The organism is Mesorhizobium sp. B4-1-4, assembly GCF_006439395.2.
In the GTDB taxonomy this organism is placed as follows: Bacteria; Pseudomonadota; Alphaproteobacteria; order Rhizobiales; family Rhizobiaceae; genus Mesorhizobium.
This window is the reverse complement of record NZ_CP083950.1, coordinates 1,318,956-1,342,689: the sequence shown is the minus strand read 5'-3', so window position 1 is coordinate 1,342,689 and position 23,734 is coordinate 1,318,956. Positions and strand designations below refer to the sequence as shown.

The window sequence follows — 23,734 nt, the reverse complement described above, 5'->3', positions numbered from 1 at the left end:
AATGCGGGCGCGGCGCCTTCGGCACCAGGCTACGTGAGATACGCGGCCTGCCGGCGACGCGGCGCGCGAACCAGGAGTGGACGACGTGCTGGCCCGCTCCCGCAAGCGTGCCGACAGCAATGGAGCCAAGCCGGACGGCGGCTGAAGCACCGTGCCCGATCCGGACCAAACAAAACCCGCGGGGATCGCTCCCCGCGGGTTTCGCTTTTTCAACAGCTCTTGCTCAGCCGTGCGCGAGCACCGCAAGCAGCAGGAGCGCCACGATGTTGGTGATCTTGATCGCCGGGTTGACCGCAGGACCCGCGGTGTCCTTGTAGGGATCGCCGACCGTGTCGCCGGTCACCGAGGCCTTGTGCGCCTCGGAGCCCTTGAGATGCTTGACGCCGTCCTTGTCGGTGAAACCGTCCTCGAACGATTTCTTCGCGTTGTCCCAGGCGCCGCCGCCCGAAGTCATCGAGATGGCCACGAACAGGCCGTTGACGATAACGCCGAGCAGCGAGGCGCCGAGTGCCGCGAAGGCGGACGCTTTCGAGCCAGAGATCAAAAGCACGCCGAAATAGACGACAAGCGGCGCCAGAACCGGCAGCAGCGAGGGGATGATCATTTCCCGGATCGCCGCCCTGGTCAGGAGATCGACCGCGCGGGCATAGTTCGGCTTGGAGGTGCCGGCCATGATGCCCGGATCTTCGCGGAACTGCTTGCGTACTTCCTCGACGATCGAGCCCGCGGCACGACCGACGGCTGTCATGGCGATGCCGCCGAACAGATAGGGGATCAGGCCACCAAAGATCAGACCGGCGACGACGTAAGGATTGGAGAGGTCGAAGGAGATCTCGCCCATGCCCTGGAAGTAGGGATATTTGTCGCCATTGGCGGCAAAGAACCTAAGATCGTTCGAATAGGCGGCGAACAGCACCAGCGCGCCCAGGCCAGCCGAGCCGATGGCATAGCCCTTGGTCACCGCCTTGGTGGTGTTGCCGACCGCGTCGAGCGCATCGGTGGAATGGCGCACTTCCTTGGGCAGGCCTGCCATTTCGGCGATGCCGCCGGCATTGTCGGTGACCGGGCCGAAGGCGTCGAGCGCCACGATCATGCCGGCAAGGCCGAGCATGGTGGTGACGGCAATCGCCGTGCCGAAGAGACCGCCGAGCTGATAGGTGGCGATGATGCCGCCGACGATGACGATGGCCGGCAGCGCCGTCGATTCCAGCGAAACCGCGAGGCCCTGGATGACGTTGGTGCCGTGGCCGGTCACCGAAGCCTGGGCGATCGAGTTGACCGGGCGCTTGTTGGTGCCGGTATAGTATTCGGTGATCACCACGATCAAACCGGTCACCACGAGGCCGATCAGGCCGCAGATGAACAGGTTCTTGCCGGTGATGGTGATGCCGGCGACCGTGCCGACCTCTCCCCAACCAAGCGTGGCCGACGTGGCGACGCCAAGGCCGACGATGGACAGCAGGCCGGTGACGATCAGGCCCTTGTAGAGCGCGCCCATGATCGAGCCGTTGGAGCCGAGCTTGACGAAGAAGGTGCCGACGATCGAAGTCAGGATGCAGGCGCCGCAGATGGCCAGCGGATAGAGCATCGCCGCACCGAGCACGGCGGTGCCGCCGAAGAAGATGGCAGCGAGAACCATGGTGGCAACAACGGTCACCGCATAGGTCTCGAACAGGTCGGCGGCCATGCCGGCGCAGTCACCGACATTGTCGCCGACATTGTCGGCGATGGTGGCCGGATTGCGCGGATCGTCCTCGGGAATCCCGGCTTCGACCTTGCCGACCAGATCGCCGCCGACATCAGCACCCTTGGTGAAGATGCCGCCGCCGAGACGGGCGAAGATCGAGATCAGCGAGGCGCCGAAGCCAAGCGCGACCAGAGAATCGATGACGACGCGGTCGTTTGGCTGAAGGCCCATGAAATGGGTGAGGATAAGGTAATAGATCGAGACGCCGAGCAGCGCCAGACCGGCAACCAGCATGCCGGTGATGGCACCCGATTTGAAGGCGATGTCGAGACCGGCGGCGAGGCTGTTGGAAGCCGCCTGAGCCGTGCGCACGTTGGCGCGCACCGAAACATGCATGCCTATGAAGCCGGCGGCGCCAGACAGGACGGCGCCGATCAGGAAGCCGATGGCGGCGGTGATCGAAAGCAGCCACCAGGCGAGCAGAAGCACCACAACGCCGACGATGGCGATGGTCGTGTACTGGCGCGCCAGATAGGCCTGCGCGCCTTCGCGAATGGCGGCGGAGATTTCCTGCATGCGTGCATTGCCTTGATCGGACGCGAGGACCGAACGTGTCGCCCATATGGCGTAGAGGACAGAAAGCAGGCCGCAGGCGATGACGGCGTAAAGTATGGTCATTGCCGAATTTTCCTCGATTGCTGGCCCAAAAGAACCCCTCCCTGGGCCGTTGAGACAAGATCGGATTCCGCGCACGGAATCCACCTCTTCGTACCGGTGTATGCGAAACAGGGCTGCGAACGTCAAGATATTGTTCGGTTTTTGCCCGGCTTTCGCCCCAAAAGGCATGGGCCGTGAGGTAAGCCGCCGTCGGCATCGTCCAATTAGATCGATTGAAATCAAGGAGGACAAAAGGCGCGCGCTACTCGGCCTCCCTCCCCATCCGGTGTGCCGCGTAGCGCTCGACCGCCGACAGACCGTCATAGATCAGCACGGCAAGCGCCGCCACGATCAGGCCGCCTTGTAGGATGAAAGCAAGGTTATTGGACAACAGGCCGGCGATGATCACCTCGCCCAGCGTCTTGGCGGCCACCGTCGAGCCGATCGTGGCGGTGGCCAGGCTGATAACCACCGAGAGCCTGATGCCGCCCAGGATGATCGGTGCGCTGAGCGGCAGTTCGACCTTGGTGAGCCTTTGCCAGCCGGTCATCCCGGCGCCGCGCGCCGCCTCGACGACGTTTGCTGGAAGCGTTGTCAGCCCGGTCAGCGCATTTTCGAAGATCGGCAGCAGGCCATAGAGAAACAGGGCGATCAGCGTCGGCTTCTCACCAAAGCCGACCGCCGGCACGGCGAGCGCCAGCACCGCCACCGGCGGAAAAGTCTGGCCGATATTGACCAGGCTGCGCGACAGCGGCAGGAATTCGGCACCAGCCGGCCTGGTGACAAGGATGGCCAAAGCCACCGCGACCATGGTCGCGGCGACGGTAGCGATCAGCACGGTGCGCAGATGCAGCAGCGTCAAAGTCAGCAGGCTACCCTGATTGTAGATCGCGGGAGCGTTGTTCTCGGTCAGCGGCTTCAGCAGCGGCTCGAACCAGCCTGGGCTGGTGACGAAGGCCACGAGCAACATCACCAGCACAAGCCTGAGCAGCAGAGGCAGCCAGGCTTTCATGCCGGCCTCGCCGCCCGCTTGGCCAGCCCGTCCACGGTGACACGGCCAAGCGGCTTGCCGTCGGCGCCCTTCACCGGCAGCGCCGACCGGCCCGACCACAGGAGTTCGGCCAACGCATCGCGCTGGCTGGCATCGCCGGGGATCGCTTCGCCATCGGCATCGCCGGTCTCCACCGCGTCGCGCACTCGTCCGAGCGACAACAGCCTGAACGGCCTTTCGCTTGCACCAACCAAGGTCTCGACGAAGCTGCTAGCCGGGTTCGCCAGGATCTCGGCGGGCTTGGCGTATTGAACGAGCTTGCCGGCGTTCATGACGGCGATCTTGTCGCCCATGTGAACGGCTTCCTCCATGTCATGGGTGACGAGGATGATGGTGGTGCCGAAGCGCTTCTGGATCGCCAGCAGATCCTCCTGCGCCTTGGTGCGGATGATCGGGTCGAGCGCGCCGAACGGCTCGTCCATCAACAGCACGTTGGGCTCGGCGGCAAGCGCGCGGGCCACGCCGACGCGCTGCTGTTGGCCACCGGACAATTCATGCGGATAGCGCGGCCCGAATTCCCGGGGGTCAAGCTGGTAAAGCGTCATCAGTTCATCAACGCGGGTCTTGATGCGTGCCTTGTCCCAGCCAAGCAGCACCGGCACCGTGGCGATGTTCTGCGCCACGGTGCGATGCGGAAACAGGCCGTGGCCCTGGATGGCGTAGCCGATGCTGCGGCGCAGTTCGTAACCTGGCACCGAGCGATTGTCGGCGCCGTCGAGCTTGATCACGCCGGCGGTTGGTTCCACCAGCCGGTTGATCATGCGAAGCAGCGTCGTCTTGCCGGAGCCTGAGGTGCCGACAATGACGGCAATGGTGCGCGGCTCGATGACCATCGATACGTCGTCGACCACCGTTGTCGTATCATAGCGCTTGGTAATGCCTTCGATCTGGATCATGCCGTTTCAACCCTGCGCTTGGTGGCAGTCATTTCGATCGCCGCGTCGAGGATGATAGCGGCGGCGAAGGCCAAAGCCACCGTCGGCACCGCGCCAAGCAGCACCAGGTCCATCGCCGTCTGGCCGACGCCCTGGAAGACGAACACGCCAAAGCCGCCGCCACCGATAAGCGCGGCGATCGTGGCAAGCCCGATATTCTGTACCAGTACGATGCGGATGCCGGTGAGGATGACCGGAAAGGCCAGCGGAAACTCGACGCCGAACAGGCGCTGGCGATCGGTCATGCCCATGCCGCGCGCCGCGTCGTTGGCGGCACGTGGCACGCCGGCGAGCCCGACCAGCGTGTTGGCCACCACCGGCAGCAGTGAATAGAGGAACAGCGCGACGAAAGCGGGCGCCGTGCCGATGCCGCGAATGCCGAGCACGGCAGCCCCCGGCACATGCGTGGCCACCCAGCCGAGCGGCGCGATCAGCAGCCCGAACAGCGCGATCGAAGGGATGGTCTGGATGATGTTGAGGACGTTGAGCACGCCGGCGCGCAACCGTTCAACACGATGGCACAGGATGCCGAGCGGCAGGCCGACGATGACGGCGGCGGCCAGCGAACCCAGCGCCAGCGTGACGTGCTTGGAGCCTTCGGCCCAGAAACTGTCGGCGCGGTTGGCGTATTCCTTGAGGATGGAAAGATCGTTCCAATTTCCCGATGTCAAAAGCAGGCCAATGGCCATGGCAGCCGCGGCCAGGACGCCGACACGAGCCAATGGCGACAAGTTCAGGCGCGTCAGCACGTCCGCCAGCAAAAGCGTGAAGGCGAAGATGAGAATCCAGAAACCGGAGGCCGGCGACACCCTGGCAAAGGTGTTGCCGGCCGGCGTCAGAAATGTGCCGGCGACGCCGATCAGCAGCGCAAGTGCGGCAAGTGCGACCACGCTGGCGGCAAGGCGCAGCATAAGCGGCGTCCTGAACAGTGCGATGAGCGCCGCTGCGACGATGATGGCGAGCAGCAACAATCCGGTCGTTGGCGGCAGAGCCTCGAGGATCGATCGCGCCTGGCCGGGAACGATGCGGTTGGCACGGAAGGCTGCGAAGGGCGCGAGCAGAGCTGCATAGGCGACGATCACGGCTATGACCACGCCGAGCTTGTCGAAGCGCAGGGTCATGACGCGCGTTTGCGCGAGGCGCCCCCCTCTGGCCTGCCGGCCATCTCCCCCTTAAGGGGGGAGATCAGCTTTGCCGAGCGCCTTCGCCAATCACTGCGGTGGGAGAAGGAAGCGGGGCGCAGCAACCGCCAATCTCCCTCCTTGAGGGGGAGATATCCGGGAGGACAGCGGGGGGTGCCTCGCACCGGCATCGCGCTCTTCAAGGCAGGCTTTTACTTCAAGAACCCGTTCTTCTTCAGGAAGTCCTCGGCGACGCCCTTGACCGGCTCGCCGCCGACCTGCACGCGGCCGTTCAGTTCCTGCAGCGTGACGAGGTCGAGCTTGGCGAAGACCGGCTTCAGCAGCGGCTCGATCTCCGGATGTTCCTTGAGCACGGATTCGCGGATGATCGGCGCCGGCTGGTAGACCGGCTGCACACCCTTGTCGTCGTTGAGCACGACGAGGCCCGACGGCGCGATGCCGCCGTCGGTGCCGTAGACCATGGCGGCGTTGGCGCCGCTGGTCTGGTTGGCGGCCGCGGCAATGGTCGCCGCCGTATCGCCGCCCGACAGCGTGATCAGTTGCTCCGGTTTCAGCGTGAAGCCATAGGTGGTCTGGAAGGCCGGCAGGGCCGCGGCCGAGTTGACGAACTCGGCCGAAGCCGCCAACACAACCTGGCTGCCGCCGGCAACATATTTGCCGAAGTCGGAAAGCGTGGCGAGCTTGTTGCTGTCGGCCACTTCCTTGCGCAGCGCGATCGCCCAGGTGTTGTTGGCCGGCGCAGGCGACAGCCAGACGATCTTGTTGGCGTCATAGTCAAGTTTCTTGGCCGTCTCATAGGCCTTGGCGGCATCCTTCCATACCGGGTCGTCCGCCTTTTCGAAGAAGAAAGCCGCGTTGCCGGTGTATTCGGGATAGATGTCAATCTCGCCGGCGGTGATCGCTTTGCGCACCACCGGCGTGCCGCCGAGCTGGATGCGGTCCGTGGTCTTGATGTTGTTGGCGTTGAGAACGAGCTGGATAATGTTGCCCAGCACGCCGCCCTCGGTGTCGATCTTGGAGGAGACAACCACCTGTGCACTGGCAGAAGCCGCCGTGACGGCCAGAGCCAATGCCGCGCTGGCCAAAATCTTGACTGAAAACATTTTGAAAACCCCTTGTTATCCACCGAGATTCGGCAGCCGAATATGAGCATGGCTCGAACGGCCCGTCGGGGCATACGGTTTCATAACAACAGGCACAGGCGCAATATTTTTGTTCGGCGCGGCGCGTTCGACCCGAAGCATGCCGACAGCATTCTGTCAGGGCGACAGCGATCTGGACCAGGCGTTGGCCTTGCGTGAATTCGTCAGCTTGAGCGCACCGAGCGCGACGAAGCACAGCACTGTGACCGGAAAGATCATCCAGTTGAGCATCGTCCAACCCCAGGCGTTATAGACCATGCCCGAGAGCAGCGACGCGCAGGCGACCGAGCCGAATAGGATGAAATCGTGGAAACCCTGCACCTTGCTCTTTTCAGAGGGCCGGTAACTGGCCGCGACCATGGCGGTGGCGCCGATGAAACTGAAATTCCAGCCAAGCCCGAGCAGGATCAGCGCCGTCCAGAATTGCCATAGCGCCAAGCCCGACAAGGCGACGATGGCGCAGCCGATGAGCAGGACCAGACCTGCCGCCACGATGCGCTCGGCGCCGAAGCGATGAATCAGCGAGCCGGTAAAAAAGCTCGGCGCGAACATCGCCATGACATGCCAGGAAATGCCGAGCGTCGCATTATCCTCCGACAGGCCGCAGCCGACCATGGCCAGTGGTGCGCCAGTCATGACGAAGCTCATCAGCGCGTAACTGCCGACCTCGCAAGACAACGCGGCGATAAAGCGCGGCTTCGTGATGATTTCGACCAATGGCCTGGCATCGCTGTCGGCAACGTCGACCTTGGCGGCGGTCTTTGCCGGCAATCTCAGCAGCGACAGGATCGCGGCGCCGACGGCCGCCAGCACAAGGATGGATGCAAACGAACCGGCAAACATCACCGGCGCGAACAATTCCCGGGTGAAGATGACAATCTGCGGCCCAAGGATAGCGGTGACGATGCCGCCGGCCAGTACGAAGGAGATGGCGCGCGCCTTGAACTCCGGCGGCGCGTTATCGGCGGCGGCGAAGCGGAACTGCTGCACGAAGGCACCACCGATGCCGATCACGAGCAGCGCGAACGCGAAAATCCAGAAACTGCCGTGGAAAAGCGCCAGTGTCGCTATCAGGCCACCAAGCGCGGTGACGACGGTCCCGGTCATGAAGCCGCCGCGCTGGCCCATCCGGCGGATAATAGCCGCGGCGGGCAAAGCGCCGAGCGCCACGCCAAGGTTGAAGCCGGTGATTGGCGCTGTCGCCAGTGATTTGTCGGCGCCGAGCAGATATTGCCCGGCCAGCGCCCCCATGGAGATGGCGATGGGTGCCGCCGATCCGATAACCGCCTGCGAGGCGGCGAGGATCAACGCGGTGCGTCGCCCTTCCCTGCCCGTCTCGACAGCGATGGCCGTCACGATGCGTCCTTGCCACGTCCCTCGCCGCGCACCCGGCGCGATACGCGGTCGAGCACGGCATTGACCAGCTTCGGTTCGTCTTCCTCGTAGAAGGCCTTGGCGATGTCGACATATTCGGTGACGACGACGGCGACGGGCACATCCTCGCGCTTCATCAACTCATAGACGCCGGCACGCAGCATGGCGCGAAGCGTCGAATCGAGCCTGGACAACGGCCAGTCATCCGTCAGCGCCTGGCGGATGATCGGATCGATGGTCTTCTGATTCTCGACGACCCCCGTAAGGATGGCGCGAAACCATTGCGCGTCGGCCTCGCGATAGAGCGCGCCGTCGACTTCCTTGCCGAGGCGAAACGCCTCATATTCGGCGGTGATCTCGAAGACACCACTACCGGCCACGTCCATCTGGTAGAGGGCCTGCACGGCGGCGAGCCGAGCAGCGCCGCGCTTGTTGGCCTGGCGTGCCGCGGGCTGGCCGGGTGAAGCAGGTTCGCTCACGATCGCGCTCCCAGTTGTTCCTTGAGGGCAATCATGGTCAATGCCGCACGCGCGGCGAAACCACCCTTGTCGCCTTCCGAGCGCTTTGCCCGGGTCCACGCCTGCGCGTCATTCTCGGTGGTCAGGATACCGTTGCCGACACAGACGGAGTCCTGCACGGACAGGTCCATGAGCGCGCGGCTGGATTCATTGGCGACGATGTCGAAATGATAGGTATCGCCGCGGATGATGGTGCCGAGCGCAACGAAGCCGTCATAGTGCGTGCCGCCCTCGGCGGCACCGTCCAGCGCGAAGGTGATCACCGCGGGAATCTCCAGCGAGCCGGGAACGGTGACAACGTCATAGGTTGCGTCCGCTTCATCGAGCGCGCTTGTCGCGCCTTCCAGCAGCGCGTCGGCAAGATCGTCGTGAAAGCGCGCTTCGACGATGAGCAGATGCGCCTTCGCCTTCGGACGAATGAAGGCTCTGCCGTGTTGGGATGTGCCAGCCATAGATATCTCCGGGGGGTTGCCGGTGACTTAGGCCGAAGCCGGGTTGATCGCAAGCAGAAGATTGCTCGATGGACGCCTGCTCTATCGATCCTCCCGCGTATGCCATAGGCGCAACACGAAGATTGTCGTGCTCTGTATTTCGTAACGAATTTCGTAGCTGCCTACCAAAATGCGGCGCACCTCGCGTGGTTCGAACTCTTCCAGTCTCTCACCTATGCGTGGATACTCAACCAGCCGTGCCGGCGCGGCGGCAAGCGACTGTACGGCTCGTGCGGCAGCCGGACCATTTGCCGGCGCTAGAAAGTCATGGAGCCGGACCAGATCGGACAAAGCCTTACTGGTCCATTTCAACTCCATCAGCGTGGCACCGGCAGCGGCTTTTCGGTGCCAAGACTCTCAGCCCATGCCTGCACGGCCTGGTGATCGATGACCCGTCCTGCGTCCACATCGGCCAGTGCTTCCAGCGTGAGCCGTTGGCGCTCCTCCTCCAAATCCACCCACGCAGAAAGAGCTTGTTTGACAATCCAGCCGCGCGGGCGCTCAAGGCGAGCAGCCAGTTGGTCTACTTTTTCCGCCAGCGGCAGCGGAACGTGAGCGGTGATTACTTTTGTGTCCATCTAACCTCACAATCAGATTTAATCGTAGCGATTAAATCCGATTAAGTCGAGGTAGAGGGTCAGGCCGGCGACGTTCATAGCCCCTCTTTGGCCGCTGCTGCCAGCCGCGCCGCGTAGCGGGCCATGGTGTCGATCTCAAGATTGACGTGGTCGCCGATTTTGCGCTCGCCCCAGGTGGTGACGGTCAGCGAGTGGTGGATCAACAGCACGTCGAAGCGGGTGGCCTCGACCTTGTTGACGGTGAGCGAGGTGCCGTCGAGCGCGACGGAACCTTTCGGCGCGATGAACTTGGCCAAATGGCCCGGCGCTTCCAGCGTGAAGCGCACCGCATCACCTTCGTCCTTGCGCTCGACGATCTCGGCGGTGCCGTCGACATGGCCTGAGACAATATGACCGCCGAGTTCGTCACCGATCTTCAGCGCCCGCTCCAGATTGATCCGCGTGCCGGGTCTCCAGCCCGAGGCCGTGGTCAGCCGCAAGGCTTCTTCCCAGGCCTCGACCTCGAACCAGCGTGCGTTCGAGCCGCTCTCGGGCAAAGCCGTGACCGTCAGGCAGACACCGCCGCAGGAGATCGAAGCACCGATGGCGATGGTCTCGGGGTCATAAGCAGTATCGATGCGTAAGCCGATGCCTTCGCTGAGCGGCTTGACGGCCGCGACGGTGCCGATATCGGTGACAATTCCAGTAAACATCGATGCTGATCCTAGAGGTCCCTTACCCACTCGGCGTAGCTGTCTTCGCCGAACTGCATCTCGCGCAACTTGCGAAAGCCAGCCGGGATATGGTCAGCATCGACGGGCGATGCAATGCCGTCTTCGCCGATCGCTTCCGGCCCCTGGAACAGCACGACGCGGTCGACCAGCCCATCCGCCAGGAAAGCGCTGGCTACCTTGGCGCCCCCTTCGACCAGTACAGTAGCCATGCCGAGCGCCGCCAGATCCTCGAGCAGTTCCGGCAACGCGACGCCACCCTGATGCGTTTCGGTGCCGATGAAGCGCACACCGGCACGTTCGAGCGTCGCCCGGCGCCGCGGATCGGCCTCCAGGCAAGCGGCGACATAGAGCGGCACGCGATCCACGCCCGAGACCAGTTTCGAGCTCTCCGGGAGCCTGATCTGACGATCGAGGACGATACGAGCCGGCGAGCGATTCTCCAGCCCCGGCAAACGCACGGTCAGCGCCGGATCATCCTCCAGCGCCGTGCCGATGCCGACCAGGATGGCGTCGGCCTCGGCCCGTATCATGTAGACTTCGCGGCGCGCAATATCGCCTGTTATCGCGACCTGACCGGCGCCTTCCCTGCCGATCTTGCCATCGCTGGAAAGCGCAAGCTTAAGAGTCACTTCCGGACGCTTGTTGAGCGAGCGAATGAGATAGCCTGCCATCTGCTCGGCGGCTTCCGCCGCCAGTACCTTTTCGACCACCTCGACACCGGCGGCGCGCAGAATGGCGTAGCCCTTGCCGGAAACGCGCGGATCGGGATCGCTCGCCGCGCCAACGACCCGCGCGATGCCGGCATTGACCAGCGCATTGGCGCAAGGCGGCGTGCGGCCGTGATGGGCGCAGGGTTCCAGTGTCACATAAGCGGTGGCGCCGCGCGCCAATTCGCCTGCCTCGGCCAGCGCCTCGGTCTCGGCATGCGGGCGGCCGCCGATCGCGGTGACGCCGGTGCCGACGATCATCGGCCCCGCGCCGTCATCGCGCACGACCAGCGTGCCCACGGAAGGATTGGTCGAGGTCCTGCCCGCATTCCGGCGCGAAAGCCGCAGAGCGGCGGCCATGAAACGGCGATCAAGGGCCGCTTGTTTGGCCTCGCTGCGTTGCGGTGCTGCCATGGTCAGCCGGCGTCCTCTTCGCTCTTGTCTTCGTCACCCTTCAGTTCACCCAGCAGTTCATGGAAGTCCTTGGCCTCGCGAAAATTGCGGTAGACCGAAGCGAAGCGGACATAGGCGACGTCGTCGAGCGACTTCAGCGCTTCCATGACCAGTCGGCCGACCTCGCCGGAAGCCACTTCCGTCTCGCCCGAGCTTTCGAGCTGGCGCACGATGCCGGTCACCGCACGGTCGATGCGTTCAGGATCGACATTGCGCTTGCGCACCGCGATCTCGACCGAGCGTAACAGCTTGTCGCGGTCGAACGGCACTTTCCGGCCTGATTTCTTGACCACGACCAGATCGCGCAATTGCACGCGTTCGAAGGTGGTGAAACGGCCACCGCAGTCGGGGCAGACACGCCGCCTGCGGATCGCCGCGCCATCCTCGGCGGGGCGCGAATCCTTCACCTGCGTATCTTCGGACTGGCAATAGGGACAGCGCATAAAAAGCCTTGAGTTCGCGAATCTGATGAGGCGAAAGGCTTAGAGCCTTTCCGGTCGGGATTGAAGCAGTTCCGTTTCTTCGACGGCCTGCCGCATCAGAGATAGCGAGGCGCAAGCAAGATTGCCAGCGCGGGCAACCAGCCGCCGACCACACCCTCCATGCAAGGCCCATTCGCAGCCCCCACTCCCACCCGGCCGTCCGCATCACGGCGCGACGTCCTTGGTTGGAAAGCCGCAGGATGTTCCGAGATTGCGGTAGGCCTTGGTGAAGCCGTCCATCGGGATGCTGGCGACTGCCTCCTTGCCGAAAGCCACATCGAGCGAGGTGGCCTGGCGCATGGCACGCAGCAGCGCGAGACTGGTCTTGGCCTGATTGTCGACCGTCCAGCTCGGGCGGCCGTTGACGGCATCGCTGGAAGAGACCGTAGCCGAAACCTTGACGCCGGGGTCGCCGAAAGTCGCCGCGATCTTATCGCCGGTCGGCAGGTTGCGATTGTCGATGGTCAGCATTACGGCCGGATAAGCGTCTGGTGGCAGGGCATCGCCGGTCGAAATCGACAATGTCAGCGTGCCCGAATTGCCACTCGCATCGAAGAACGCCGTCGAAGCCGCGCAGGTCTTGCGAGCGTCCTGGCCGGTGTCGAGCGCATCGACGAGGGTTGTCCATCGGCCGAAGGTGCTGGTGGCAGGCATGTCCGGGGCGGGCTGGGTCTGCGCCAAAGCGGCGCCGCAAACGGCCAGCCAGCCGACAACGCCGAGCAAGCCAGAACGAAAATCGCGCATCCTCAATTCTCCGGTTCCATGCATCACCCGATCGAGGGTGATGCACCACGGCGGATAAAAGATGACGCTACGCGTCCGGTCAACCGAGATAAGGATAGAGCGGGAAGCGATCGGTCAGCGCCACCACCTTGGCCTTGACCGCCGCCTCGACCGCGGCATTGCCCTCGTCGGAATTGGCGACCTTGAGGCCATCGAGCACTTCTGCGATCAGCTTGCCGATCTCCCGGAACTCGGCCTGGCCGAAGCCGCGCGTGGTGCCGGCGGGTGTGCCCAGCCGCACGCCCGAGGTGACGAAGGGCTTTTCCGGATCGAACGGGATGCCGTTCTTGTTGCAGGTGATGTTGGCGCGGCCAAGGGCTGCCTCGGCCCGCTTGCCGGTGGCGTTCTTGGGACGCAGGTCGACCAGCATCAGATGGTTGTCGGTGCCGCCGGAAACGATGTCGAGACCCGTTTCCTTGAGGCTGGAGGCCAGCGCCTTGGCGTTGGCGGCCACGCTCTCGGCATAGACCTTGAAGCTCGGCTTCAGCGCCTCGCCGAAGGCCACTGCCTTGGCGGCGATGACATGCATCAGCGGACCGCCCTGCAGGCCGGGGAACACCGCCGAATTCATCTTCTTGGCAATGTCTTCGTCGTTGCACAGGATCATGCCGCCACGTGGGCCGCGCAGCGACTTGTGCGTGGTGGTGGTCACCACATGCGCGTGCGGCAGTGGCGAGGGATGCACGCCACCGGCGACGAGCCCCGCAATGTGCGCCATGTCGACCATCAGATAGGCGCCGACCGCATCCGCGATCTCGCGGAAACGCTTCCAGTCCCAGATGCGCGAATAGGCGGTGCCGCCGGCCAGGATCAGCTTCGGCTTGGTCTCGTGCGCGGTCTTTTCGATCGCGTCCATGTCGAGCAGATGATCGTCCTTGCGCACGCCGTAAGATACGACCTTGAACCACTTGCCGCTCATGTTGACCGGCGAACCGTGGGTGAGGTGGCCACCGGAATTGAGATCGAGGCCCATAAAAGTGTCGCCAGGCTGCAAGAGCGCCAGGAACACCGCCTGGTTCATCTGGCTGCCCGAGTTCGGCTGGACGTTGGCGAAGTTGCAGCCGAACAGCTTTTTCGCCCGCTCGATGGCCAATTCCTCGGCGACGTCGACGAACTGGCAGCCGCCATAATAGCGCTTGCCCGGATAGCCCTCGGCATATTTGTTGGTCATGATCGACCCCTGCGCCTCGAGCACGGCGCGCGAGACGATGTTTTCCGAGGCGATCAGTTCGATCTCGTGGCGCTGGCGACCGAGTTCGTTGCGGATGGCGCCGAAAATCTCCGGATCGGCATCTTCCAGCGTGGTTTCGAAGAAGGATTCGAATTTGTTCGACGCTGCCGCTGCTGTTGCCATGGCCTGAATTCCCCAGGGTTCGAGGTCAGTTTTTGTTTTGAGTATGCCGTCGTCCCAAAACCGCTGCACACTTTTGGGCGACATGCATTGAGTTCGCCGCGCCATTAACACAGTTGTTTTCAACCCGCCACGTTTGCAGCGCGAAATTTGCTGGCCGGTTTGCGCCAGAGGCTGCGAATCCACGGCACCTGGGCGTCGCCAGTCCTACTTCCGCATCTGCCTGCCGTTCAAAAGAGCTTCCGTAAGCGTGGTCTCGGTGAACAGCGCTTGCGCTGTGTGGTCGTTGATCTCGCCGCGGCGAAGCATGGCGCGCAAGGCGTCACGCTCGGCGGCGATGCCGGCGAGCCTCAGGTCGACCTCCAGCCTGCCTGCCTCCCGCACTTCGGCGCGCGCTTCGTCGGCCTCGTCGGACGCAGCGATACGTCGCCGGTAGGCAGCGACAATGCCGTTGGCGGCGGCGAGCCTGGCGCCAGGCACATCGCCCTCCCCTTCATCCGTCTGCGCGATGCTTTCAAGATGGGCGATTGCCGCCTTCGCCGCGCCGACACGCGCCATGCGCTCCTCGGCCGCCCCGGAATCTTCGCCTGGCCCGATCAGCCCGCGCGCGATCACCGGCAAGGCAAGGCTGGCGATCGCCAGGGAGCAGATGATAACGCCGGCGGCGAGAAAGATGACCAGGTCCCGTGCGGGGAACGGCGAACCATCCTGCAGGGCCAACGGCAGCGACAATATGCCGGCCAATGTGATGGCCCCGCGCACGCCGGCCACCGATCCCGCGAGCCGCACCCGCAGGCCGAATGGCTCGGCCTTGCGCTTGCCGAGCCGTGCGGCGAGCGCCGCCGCGATATCGCCGATCCAGATCCAGACGAAACGGAGCGCGATCAGGCACAGGGTCAGCGCCACCACGGTCAGCACCGGCTGGATGGCGGGATAATGGCCGGTGAGTTCCGGCGGCACCTTGCGGATGATTTCGGGAAGCTGGAGGCCGAGCACAATGAACAGCGCGCCGTTGAAGACGAAGGAAAACGTCGTCCACAGCGAGATCGTCTGCATGCGCGCCGAGACACCGAGAAAGCGGAATATGCCGGTGCTCCCGATCAGGAGGCCAGCGGTCACGGCGGCCAGGACGCCCGAGGCCTCGAAGTGCTCGGCGCCGAGATAGGCGACGAAGGGGAGCAGGATGGTGATCAGCACCTGCGCCTCGGCCGGCACGCCGCCGATGCGGTCGAGCAGTTGTAGCGCCTTGGCGGCGACGAACAATGCCGCCACGCCGGCCAGGATGCCTACCACCACCGCATAGAGAAAACTCAGCGAGGCGGCGGCGAAGGAAAAACTGCCGGTCAACGCTGCCGCGACGGCAAAGCGGAACATGACCAGACCCGACGCGTCGTTGAGCAGCGACTCGCCTTCCAGAATGTGCATTAGCCGCGCCGGAACGACGTTCCTGTCGACGATCGAGGAGACAGCCACCGCGTCCGTCGGCGACAGCACCGCGGCAAGAGCGAATGCAACGACCAGCGGGATGCTGGGCACCAGCCAGTGCAAGGCATAGCCGAAGCCGACGATGGTGAAGAAGACGAGGCCTATGGCAAGGGCAAGGATCGGCCAGCGCGATGCCACCAGCTCGCGCTTGGGCGCACCAAAGGCATCGCTGAACAGCAGCGGCGGAATGAACACCAGCAGGAACAGTTCCGGATCGATCTCGATATGGATGCCGCGCACCGGCCAGGCAAGCGCGGCGCCTATCGCGATCTGCAGCACCGGCAGCGGCACGCGCACCAGGCGCACCAATGCGCCGGAAACGGCGACGAAGACGAGCACCAGGAGGACAAAGATAGCGGCTTGCATGGCGCGATTCCGGCTGTTTCACGAACCATGCGCAATCGTCGGTCTCGCGTCCAGACAAGGCGCCGCGCGGCAATGACCGTCAGCCGCATCAAGGCGGCAGTGCGGCTGGTCGACTAGAGATTGATTTGAACACGTCCTCCGCAAAACGAAAGGCCGCCTCGAAGGCGGCCTTTCATAAAATTATCAATCACTTAGAGCGAAGAGGTGATCTGCAGCTCGCTGGCACCGTCAAGCGCGTAAATATCATCGCGGAACTGCACGACGCCGGGTCCCGTCGACCATGCCGAGAGATAGAGGAAGTGCACCGGCACCGGGTTGGTGACCTGGATCGGCGTGTTCTGGCCGGTCTTGATCGCCGCCTCGAAATGCTGGCGGTCCCAGCCGGGCGTGTCGCGCAGGATCCAGGTGACGAGGTCGCGCACGTTCTGGACGCGCACGCAGCCCGAGGAATCGAAGCGCATCATCTTGCCGAACAGGCTCTGCTGCGGCGTGTCATGCATATAGACGCCATCCGGGCTCGGGAAATTGATCTTCACCGAAGCCATCGCGTTTTCCGAGCCCGGATCCTGGCGGAACCGGTACTTGGCCGCATCATCCGTCGACCAGTCCACATTCATCGGATCGACTTCGCTGCCATCCGGCGCGAACAGGCGGATATGGCTGTTCTTCAGATAGTTGGGATCCTTCCGCATCAGCGGAATGATGTCCTTGCGCACGATCGACACCGGCGCGTTCCAATACGGATTGACAATGATCTCGTTGATCTTGGAATTGACGATCGGTGTCTGGCGATCGATCTTGCCGACGATTGCCGTGTGGCGGAGCACGACACGGTCATTCTCGACCGCCTCGACCTGAGCCGCCGGAATGTCGACCAGCACGTAACGATTGCCGAGTGTGCCGGCCTTCTCCTTCAGCCTTTGCAGATTGGTCTGCAACTGGCCAAGCCGGATCTGCGCCGAAACGTTCATCGCGGCATAGGTGTACTTGCCCATCGAGCCATCGGCGGGAAGGCCATGGCGCAGCTGGAAGCGCTTCACCGCCGAGTCGACATAGGAATCGAACGCCGTCGAGATGCCGGCATTCTGCGACAGGTCGCCCGCAATCATCAGGCGCTTGCGCAGCGGCACCACATCCGGGTCGTCGACGCCGAGCTGCAGCTTCTTGGTGTCCGGCACCGGCTGCCATCCACCCTGGCCGACGATGTTCTGATACTGCGCGACGGCCTGCTCGGTGAAGGCGACCGTCTGCGGGCTGAAAATCGGCAACGTCGAGGCCACCTTGCCGCCTTCGCTGGCGCGGGCATCGAACTGATCGTCCCAATTGCCGCGCGCCGAGGATTTCAAGATATCCCCGATCACATCCTGCGCATTCGCACGCCCGGCCACCATGGCGGCAGCGAGCAACGATGCTCCGGAAAGGAAAAAACGGCGGCTGGTTATCATGGACGTTCCAGACATTTTTGTAGCGGTTCGATCACTTTGCTGCGTTGATCATCGGGCGATCTCGCCCGCACTCTAAAATTGGCAATCTTAACAATTAGCCAACCATGGTCCGTATCACATTGGCGATAAACGCACGAGCGCGACACGGTTGCGGGTGGACGCAAGGCCTTCACCACTGCATCACTGCGATCCTCGGTTCCACTGGAATATGGCGGCAACGTGGCCTTTCGCCCAAATCGGACCGGCCGTCGCTCTGAAAAGAAAGGGACCGGTGCTTTTCGGCACCGGCCTGACTGGAGGTCGCTGTTTCGGCCGCGCTTCTTTGGCGCGGGCCAGATCTGTGTGGCGCCTTACATCCGGTAGGCGATGGTGTCGTTCCAGAAGCGGTCGAGCCGCTGCAGGGCGCGGTTCATCTGCTTGAACTCGTCGGTGTTGATGCCGCCGACCTGTTCGATCGAGCCGACATGGCGCTCATAGAGGCCGGCGACCACATCCGCCACCTCGTTGCCCTTCGGCGTCAAAGAAACGCGGACCGAACGGCGGTCGATGCGCGAGCGCTGGTGGTTGATGAAGCCGAGATCGACCAGCTTCTTCAGGTTGTAGGACACGTTCGAGCCGAGATAGTAGCCACGCGAGCGCAACTCGCCGGCGGTCAGCTCGGAATTGCCGATGTTGAAGAGCAGCAGCGCCTGGATGGCATTGATGTCGGAACGGCCGTTGCGGTCAAATTCGTCCTTGATCACGTCAAGCAGACGGCGGTGCAGCCGCTCGACCAGCTGCAGCGATTCCATGTACAGGGAACGGATAGCCTCGCGGCGATCGTCGGATACGTTGGCGGTCTTCGCCGCCGGACGCGAATTGATCATTGTCTTTGCCTCTCGTTTGTCGCCCTGGTGATTTTTTGTTTTTCACCTTGATCGCGACACTATCGAATACTCATAAAATTCGACTTAAACGCTAGGGCTAACAAGAGCTTACCGGTAAGAGGTTTCGAAAGAGGCTTAACGAACGGTCACCCGAGCAAGGATGATTAACCTAAAGATTTAGGCAATGATCGCGGGGCTGGATTCAGGCGGCCGCCAAGTCATCAATGGCCGCAAAGGCTTAGTGCCGTACGGGGCGTTTCTGCAGGTAGATGACGACGCGAAAGACGATGTAGAGCAGCGCCACCGCCGCATGCGAGACGACGATCAGCAGCCGATGGCCGAAAAGCTCGGGAAAACCGGCATACATGACGGTCTCGGTGACCGCGCAGATGAACCAGATCACCGGGCCCCAGGAGGCCAGCATCCACAGCCCCGCGGCGGCGAAGGGAAAAAACACGGCGAGCATCACCGTCGCCACCTGCCAGTGCACCGGCATGAGGTCGAAGCGCCACAGCGAGCCTGGATAGAAGCCGATCAGCTTGATCCAGTACAGTATGCCGAAGAGCAGGCAGTAGCCCGCGATGACGCGCTGGAACCAGGCGAAGATCACCTCGACCGTCGAGGGCTGAAGCACGACGCGTCTCGACGTCACTTCGCTCATGTCAGGAGTTCCCGTTCGCCGAGCGGGGCGAAATAGGCATCGATATCGGCCTCACGGACCGCGTCAAGACTTGCCGGCCGCCATTGCGGCTTCGATCCCTTGTCGATGATGGCGGCGCGGATGCCTTCGTAGAAATCGTGGCCGGCAAGCATGCGGTTGAGGATACGGAACTCCATCTTCATGCAGTCGTCCATCGACAATGTCAGCCCGGCGCTGATCTGCCGCCAGGCGACGCGAAGGCTGGTCGGCGAGCGCGTGCGGATCGTCGCCAGCGTCTTTGCCGCGAATTCGTCGGTGCTTGCCGCGCGGTCCAGGCTGTCGATGACATCCTGCAGCGACGGCTGGGCGAAATGGCGCGATATCGCCTCCAGGATCGGCCTTTCGGTCTCCCGCTTCGCCGGAACAAGGAAACCGTGCAGCACCGATTCCGGATCGCCAGTCAGCGCCAGCCGGTCGAGGAAGCTTGCCTGGTCCTCGGCCTTGATGGTGTGGGTGGCCAGACCAGACCACAGCGCATCGCCATAGCGGATGCGGTTGCCGGTCAGCGCCAGATACATGCCGAAGGAGCCGCCAAGATCGGGCAGCAAGTGGCTGGCGCCGACATCGGGGAAAAAACCGATGCCGACCTCCGGCATGGCGAACTGTGCATTCTCCGTCATCACCCGGTGCGAACCGTGAAAGGAAATGCCGACGCCGCCCCCCATGACGATGCCGTCGATGAGCGCCACATAAGGTTTGCGGAAGCTGTTGATGCGGGCGTTCAGCCGATACTCGTCAGCGAAGAACTCGACCGGCGGCTTTCCAGCCCGGCCGGCTTCGTAGATGTGGAGGATATCGCCTCCGGCCGAAAACGCCCTGCCCTCTGCCTTGATGACGACGACGTCCACGCCGTCATCGCGCTCCCAGGCATGCAGCGCCTTGCCCAGTGCCTTGACCATGCGATGGGTGACGGCATTGAGCGCCTGCGGCCGTGTCAGCGTCACGACACCGGCTCTGCCCAACCGTTCGAAGCGAATTTCGTCGCCTCCACCAAAATCCATTGCCAGAGAATCCCTTCCCCGCGCCTGCGGGACTGAAGTGCTAAAGGCGGCGCATGGGTGCGTCAATGGCAGCAGCCTCTTCGCCGCGGTCTTGGCGGCTGGCGGCAGCCGATGCTACGAAGATCGCCGCCATTCAAAGCGACGCGCCGATATCAAGCGCGCAGACGGGATCGGGGGACAGTTGGGCATATCCGGATTTCTTCGTACCGCGCTTTTCACGATCGGACTTGTGATCGCAGGCCTTGTACCGCGCGCCGCATACGCCGTCACGGCCGACGAACTCTACCAGTCGAAGACCATCGTCACCGGCCAGGGCGAAGCGAACCGCCAGATAGGCTTCAGAGACTGCCTGGATCGGGTTCTGGTCAGGGTTTCAGGCGATCAGCGGCTGCTGAAAAAACCAGAAATGGCGGATCTGCGCGACAAGGCTGGCAGCTTCGTCGATTCCTTCCGCTACCGCGACCGGCTGCAAGGCATTCCGATCCATGACGAGCAAGGCACGCATGACCGGCCACACGATCTCACCTGTCTCTACAAGCCTGATATCCTCGACAAGGTGCTGGCGTCGCTTGGCGGCAAACCCTGGCTTGGTGAGCGGCCGACACTCACCGTCTTTCTCGCCACCGAACAGGGCGCTCGGCATTTCGTGCTGAGCGCCGGGGAAAAGCGTGGCGAGACGATGCGCGAATCCTTCGCCAATGCCGCCGGTCCGATGCTGATGCATGTCGTGTTTCCGAAGGCTGCTCAGCTTGCCGGCTTGGACGAAACAGCGCTGGGCTCCGCCGATATGGCAAGGCTGGACCGACTGGCCAAACAGACCGGCGGCACCCAAGCGCTCGCCGGCAGCATGGTATGGAGCGACAAAGAGCTCGGCTGGATCGCCGATTGGCGACTGGCCGATCACGGCAAGACCTATCGTTGGCAGGTACGTGGCGTCAGCTTCGACGAGGCGTTTCGTGTGGCCATCAGCGGTGCGGCGCAGATTCTGTCCGGCAACGGAAAGCCTTGAGAGGTCCGCGGCCCTTATCTTCCCGCCGGCACTTTCTCCGTGAACGGAGAGACGAAAAGCTGGCACAAACGTGTCGCATTGGTCAGCGCCACGGGCTCGTGGTAAAAGCCGGCTATCCGGAGTTTTGGCAATGAACAAATTCACCCCGACAAAACCAGCCGGCGCGCGCAGCGTCGACGACGTCACCGGCAGCCGCCGCCTGCGCCGCATGCGCAAGGCCGACTGGTCGCGCCGGCTCGTGCAGGAGAACCGGCTTTCGGTCGACGACCTGATCTGGCCGATCTTCGTCGTCGAGGGCAATAATGTGCGCGAGCCGATCGCCGCCATGCCAGGCGTCTTCCGACTGTCGGTCGATCTCGCCGTCAAGGAGGCCGAACGCGCGGCCAAGCTCGGCATACCGGCACTCGCCACTTTCCCCAATGTCGAGCTGGGCCTGCGCGACCAGACCGGCTCGCATATCCTCGATCCGGAAAACATCATCAACCGCGCCACCCGCGCCATAAAGAGCGCAGTGCCCGAGATCGGCATCATCACCGACGCCGCGCTCGATCCGTTCACCAGCCACGGCCATGACGGCATCCTGCGCGACGGCATCATCGTCAACGACGAAACGGTGGAACAGGTCGCGGCGGCGGCCGTCATCCAGGCGGCGGCGGGCGCCGATATCATCGCGCCATCCGACATGATGGATGGCCGCATCGGTGCCATCCGCGACGCGCTAGACGCCAACGGCTTTCAGGACGTGGCGATCATGTCCTACGCGACCAAGTTCGCGTCGGCCTTCTATGGCCCTTATCGCGAGGCGGTCGGCACCGCCGGCCTGCTCAAGGGCGACAAGAAGACCTACTATATCGACCACGCCAATTCGGACGAGGCGGTACGCGAGGCCGAGCAGGACCTCGCCGAGGGCGCCGACATGCTGATGGTCAAGCCCGGCCTGCCCTATCTCGACATCATCCGCCGGCTGAAGGACGAATTCCAGATGCCGACCTTCGCCTACCAGGTCTCGGGCGAATATTCGATGATCAAGGCAGCGGGCGCCAATGGCTGGATCGATGGCGAGAAGGCGATGCTGGAATCGCTGCTTGCCTTCAAGCGTGCAGGCTGCGACGGCATCCTGACCTATTTCGCGCCCGAAGTGGCCGTGATGCTGAAGGGGTAACTTCGGCCCTCAGCCACCGCACCGCGACCCTTCCAGGTCTTGCATGACACGCTTCGGAGCCGGCTGTCATCTCGGCGACTTCCCGCTGACAAGGTGGGCTGGTTGCGGCTATGATGCCGCATGGCCGGAGGCGGCCGGCAGCCCGCACCTCGCCAAGAGGCATGGCGAACGCCTGCAGAGGATGCTTCCTGACCCGTTTCACCGTCGGGCGAAGGGGTCGGCAATGCGGGCACTGACGAAGACTTCGCCGTGACCCGAGGAAACGGACATGCTTGCCTATCGCGATGCCAAGACGATGGCGAAAGCCATGCGGGACGCGCTTGCCGACCACGACCTGACGATCAGCCACAGCGAGGCCCTGGAAATCGTCGCGCGCCAGTTCGGACTGGCGAACTGGAATATCCTCTCGGCAAAGATCGAAGTGCCGCTCGCGCGGCAGGAGACGATCATCTTCGAACGGACGGCGCCAATCGTGCGCATCTTCGACGTCGCGAAGGCGCACGAATTCTACCTCGGCTTCCTCGGTTTCACCGTGGACTGGGAACACCGCCACGGCGACCACTTCCCGCTGTACACGCAGGTCTCGCGCGGCAATCTCGTCCTGCACCTGTCCGAACACGCCGGCGACGCGACGCCAGGCGGCAACATGGTTGTCTACATGAAGAGCATCCGCGACTTCCATGAGGAGCTTGCGGGTAAAGACTACCGCTATATGAAACCCGGCTTGGAAGATGAGGACGGGCGGCTGACGGTGGAGGTCATCGACCCGTTCAACAACCACATCCGCTTCATGGAGCTCGTCAGCGAATGAGTTGGTGTGGCAACCGTCGGCGGCGGCTTGCATCAATCGTCACGGACATCGCTTGACCGCGGGTCCGGACACGCATTATTCGCATCTCGATACCACTTGCAATTTGCAATCGGTTTGCTACAAAAAACTGCTTGCATAACACAACTGACTATCGAGGAGATTTCATGTCCAAGCTGCGTGTCAATGCATTCTCCCTATCGCTCGACGGCTTTGGGGCCGGTCCCAGCCAGGATTTGGAGAATCCGCTCGGTGTCGGCGGAAAATCGCTGCACAAATGGGCGTTCACCACCCGGACCTTCCGCAAGATGTTCGGCGAGGAAGGCGGCGCCACCGGCGTCGACGAGGATTTCGCCGCGCGCAGCTTCGAAAATGTCGGCGCCTGGATCCTGGGCCGCAACATGTTCGGACCCATCCGCGGCCCCTGGAAGGACGAGAGCTGGAAGGGCTGGTGGGGCGACAACCCGCCCTATCACGTGCCGGTCTTCGTGCTGACCCACCATGCGCGTGAGCCCGTCGTCATGGAAGGCGGCACGACCTTTTACTTCGTCACCGAGGGTATCCATTCGGCGCTTGAGCAAGCGAAGGCTGCGGCTGATGGAAAGGATGTGCGAGTCGGTGGCGGCGTCGCGACAATCAGGCAATATCTGGAGCAGAAACTTATCGACGAGATGCATCTGGCGATCTCGCCCGTGCTGATCGGCGCAGGCGAAAACCTTCTGGCCGGCCTCGACATGCCGAAACTCGGCTATCAATGCAGCGAACAGGTCGCTTCGCCGCACGCCATGCATGTGGTCATCAAACGGGCATAGCCGCAACTCCGGTCAT

Annotated in this window: 24 protein-coding genes; 4 read left to right on the top strand and 20 right to left on the bottom strand. The window is 63.2% G+C overall.

Going from position 1 to position 23,734, the window contains the following annotated elements; all coding sequences use genetic code 11:
• Window positions 1–223 precede the first annotated feature (223 nt).
• The 20 genes from FJW03_RS06330 to FJW03_RS06235 form a co-directional block, all read right to left on the bottom strand.
• Window positions 224–2,365, bottom strand: coding sequence for a sodium-translocating pyrophosphatase (locus FJW03_RS06330; protein ID WP_140610001.1), 2,142 nt, complete (start codon window positions 2,363–2,365; stop codon window positions 224–226).
• A 241-nt stretch (window positions 2,366–2,606) separates the two neighbouring features.
• Window positions 2,607–3,356 carry an ABC transporter permease gene (locus tag FJW03_RS06325; RefSeq protein ID WP_140610000.1) on the bottom strand — a complete coding sequence of 250 codons (750 nt, stop codon included), beginning with the start codon at window positions 3,354–3,356 and terminating at the stop codon, window positions 2,607–2,609.
• Window positions 3,353–4,291, bottom strand: a complete 939-nt coding sequence (locus tag FJW03_RS06320; protein WP_140609999.1) for an ABC transporter ATP-binding protein — start codon at window positions 4,289–4,291, stop codon at window positions 3,353–3,355. The genes FJW03_RS06325 and FJW03_RS06320 overlap by 4 nt, the downstream gene beginning before the upstream one ends.
• Window positions 4,288–5,451, bottom strand: a complete 1,164-nt coding sequence (locus FJW03_RS06315; protein WP_140762810.1) for an ABC transporter permease — start codon at window positions 5,449–5,451, stop codon at window positions 4,288–4,290. Before FJW03_RS06315 ends, FJW03_RS06320 begins: the two co-directional genes overlap by 4 nt.
• A 212-nt stretch (window positions 5,452–5,663) precedes the next feature.
• Window positions 5,664–6,575 (bottom strand): ABC transporter substrate-binding protein, encoded by a 912-nt coding sequence (locus tag FJW03_RS06310; protein ID WP_140762813.1) that lies wholly within the window; start codon window positions 6,573–6,575, stop codon window positions 5,664–5,666.
• A 156-nt stretch (window positions 6,576–6,731) separates the two neighbouring features.
• Window positions 6,732–7,970, bottom strand: a complete 1,239-nt coding sequence (locus FJW03_RS06305) for an MFS transporter (protein ID WP_140762817.1) — start codon at window positions 7,968–7,970, stop codon at window positions 6,732–6,734.
• On the bottom strand, window positions 7,967–8,467 hold the full coding sequence (nusB, locus tag FJW03_RS06300; protein ID WP_140609995.1) for a transcription antitermination factor NusB: 501 nt from the start codon (window positions 8,465–8,467) through the stop codon (window positions 7,967–7,969). The genes FJW03_RS06305 and nusB overlap by 4 nt, the downstream gene beginning before the upstream one ends.
• Complete coding sequence (gene ribH, locus FJW03_RS06295) at window positions 8,464–8,958, bottom strand: 6,7-dimethyl-8-ribityllumazine synthase (protein ID WP_140609994.1); 495 nt, start codon at window positions 8,956–8,958, stop codon at window positions 8,464–8,466. The genes nusB and ribH overlap by 4 nt, the downstream gene beginning before the upstream one ends.
• A gap of 81 nt (window positions 8,959–9,039) precedes the next feature.
• Window positions 9,040–9,315 (bottom strand): type II toxin-antitoxin system RelE/ParE family toxin, encoded by a 276-nt coding sequence (locus tag FJW03_RS06290; RefSeq protein ID WP_140762820.1) that lies wholly within the window; start codon window positions 9,313–9,315, stop codon window positions 9,040–9,042.
• The gene (locus FJW03_RS06285) at window positions 9,315–9,575 is read right to left on the bottom strand and encodes a CopG family ribbon-helix-helix protein (protein WP_140692671.1); all 261 of its coding nucleotides are present in this window, start codon (window positions 9,573–9,575) and stop codon (window positions 9,315–9,317) included. The genes FJW03_RS06290 and FJW03_RS06285 overlap by 1 nt, the downstream gene beginning before the upstream one ends.
• Window positions 9,576–9,649: 74 nt before the next feature.
• Window positions 9,650–10,267, bottom strand: coding sequence for a riboflavin synthase (locus tag FJW03_RS06280; RefSeq protein WP_140762823.1), 618 nt, complete (start codon window positions 10,265–10,267; stop codon window positions 9,650–9,652).
• 11 nt (window positions 10,268–10,278) lie between these two features.
• The gene (ribD, locus tag FJW03_RS06275) at window positions 10,279–11,409 is read right to left on the bottom strand and encodes a bifunctional diaminohydroxyphosphoribosylaminopyrimidine deaminase/5-amino-6-(5-phosphoribosylamino)uracil reductase RibD (RefSeq protein ID WP_140762826.1); all 1,131 of its coding nucleotides are present in this window, start codon (window positions 11,407–11,409) and stop codon (window positions 10,279–10,281) included.
• A gap of 2 nt (window positions 11,410–11,411) precedes the next feature.
• Window positions 11,412–11,891, bottom strand: coding sequence for a transcriptional regulator NrdR (gene nrdR / locus FJW03_RS06270; RefSeq protein WP_010915593.1), 480 nt, complete (start codon window positions 11,889–11,891; stop codon window positions 11,412–11,414).
• 204 nt (window positions 11,892–12,095) lie between these two features.
• Window positions 12,096–12,674: a hypothetical protein gene (locus FJW03_RS06265; RefSeq protein ID WP_181165597.1), complete on the bottom strand. Its 579-nt coding sequence runs from the start codon at window positions 12,672–12,674 to the stop codon at window positions 12,096–12,098.
• A gap of 79 nt (window positions 12,675–12,753) precedes the next feature.
• Complete coding sequence (gene glyA, locus FJW03_RS06260; RefSeq protein ID WP_015318249.1) at window positions 12,754–14,067, bottom strand: serine hydroxymethyltransferase; 1,314 nt, start codon at window positions 14,065–14,067, stop codon at window positions 12,754–12,756.
• A gap of 204 nt (window positions 14,068–14,271) precedes the next feature.
• On the bottom strand, window positions 14,272–15,915 hold the full coding sequence (locus tag FJW03_RS06255) for a Na+/H+ antiporter (protein ID WP_140762834.1): 1,644 nt from the start codon (window positions 15,913–15,915) through the stop codon (window positions 14,272–14,274).
• Window positions 15,916–16,106: 191 nt separating this feature from the next.
• Window positions 16,107–17,360, bottom strand: a complete 1,254-nt coding sequence (locus FJW03_RS06250; RefSeq protein WP_140609987.1) for a L,D-transpeptidase family protein — start codon at window positions 17,358–17,360, stop codon at window positions 16,107–16,109.
• Between the two features lie 350 nt (window positions 17,361–17,710).
• On the bottom strand, window positions 17,711–18,226 hold the full coding sequence (gene ldtR / locus FJW03_RS06245; protein ID WP_013896002.1) for a transcriptional regulator LdtR: 516 nt from the start codon (window positions 18,224–18,226) through the stop codon (window positions 17,711–17,713).
• Between the two features lie 238 nt (window positions 18,227–18,464).
• Entirely contained in the window at window positions 18,465–18,887 is a 423-nt protein-coding gene (locus FJW03_RS06240; RefSeq protein ID WP_140609986.1) for a DUF6163 family protein, read from the bottom strand.
• The gene (locus FJW03_RS06235) at window positions 18,884–19,927 is read right to left on the bottom strand and encodes an enoyl-CoA hydratase/isomerase family protein (protein ID WP_140762837.1); all 1,044 of its coding nucleotides are present in this window, start codon (window positions 19,925–19,927) and stop codon (window positions 18,884–18,886) included. Before FJW03_RS06235 ends, FJW03_RS06240 begins: the two co-directional genes overlap by 4 nt.
• A gap of 229 nt (window positions 19,928–20,156) precedes the next feature.
• Between FJW03_RS06235 and FJW03_RS06230 the strand changes: the two genes are divergently transcribed.
• The 4 genes from FJW03_RS06230 (at window position 20,157) to FJW03_RS06215 (ending at window position 23,718) form a co-directional block, all read left to right on the top strand.
• Window positions 20,157–20,936 (top strand): DUF2066 domain-containing protein, encoded by a 780-nt coding sequence (locus FJW03_RS06230; protein WP_226890604.1) that lies wholly within the window; start codon window positions 20,157–20,159, stop codon window positions 20,934–20,936.
• Window positions 20,937–21,066: 130 nt separating this feature from the next.
• Window positions 21,067–22,098, top strand: coding sequence for a porphobilinogen synthase (gene hemB / locus FJW03_RS06225; RefSeq protein ID WP_140762840.1), 1,032 nt, complete (start codon window positions 21,067–21,069; stop codon window positions 22,096–22,098).
• Window positions 22,099–22,366: 268 nt separating this feature from the next.
• A complete protein-coding gene (locus FJW03_RS06220) occupies window positions 22,367–22,909 on the top strand; it encodes a glyoxalase superfamily protein (protein WP_140762843.1) in 543 nt (180 codons plus the stop codon).
• A gap of 164 nt (window positions 22,910–23,073) precedes the next feature.
• A complete protein-coding gene (locus FJW03_RS06215) occupies window positions 23,074–23,718 on the top strand; it encodes a dihydrofolate reductase family protein (protein WP_140762846.1) in 645 nt (214 codons plus the stop codon).
• The last annotated feature ends 16 nt before the right edge of the window (window positions 23,719–23,734 follow it).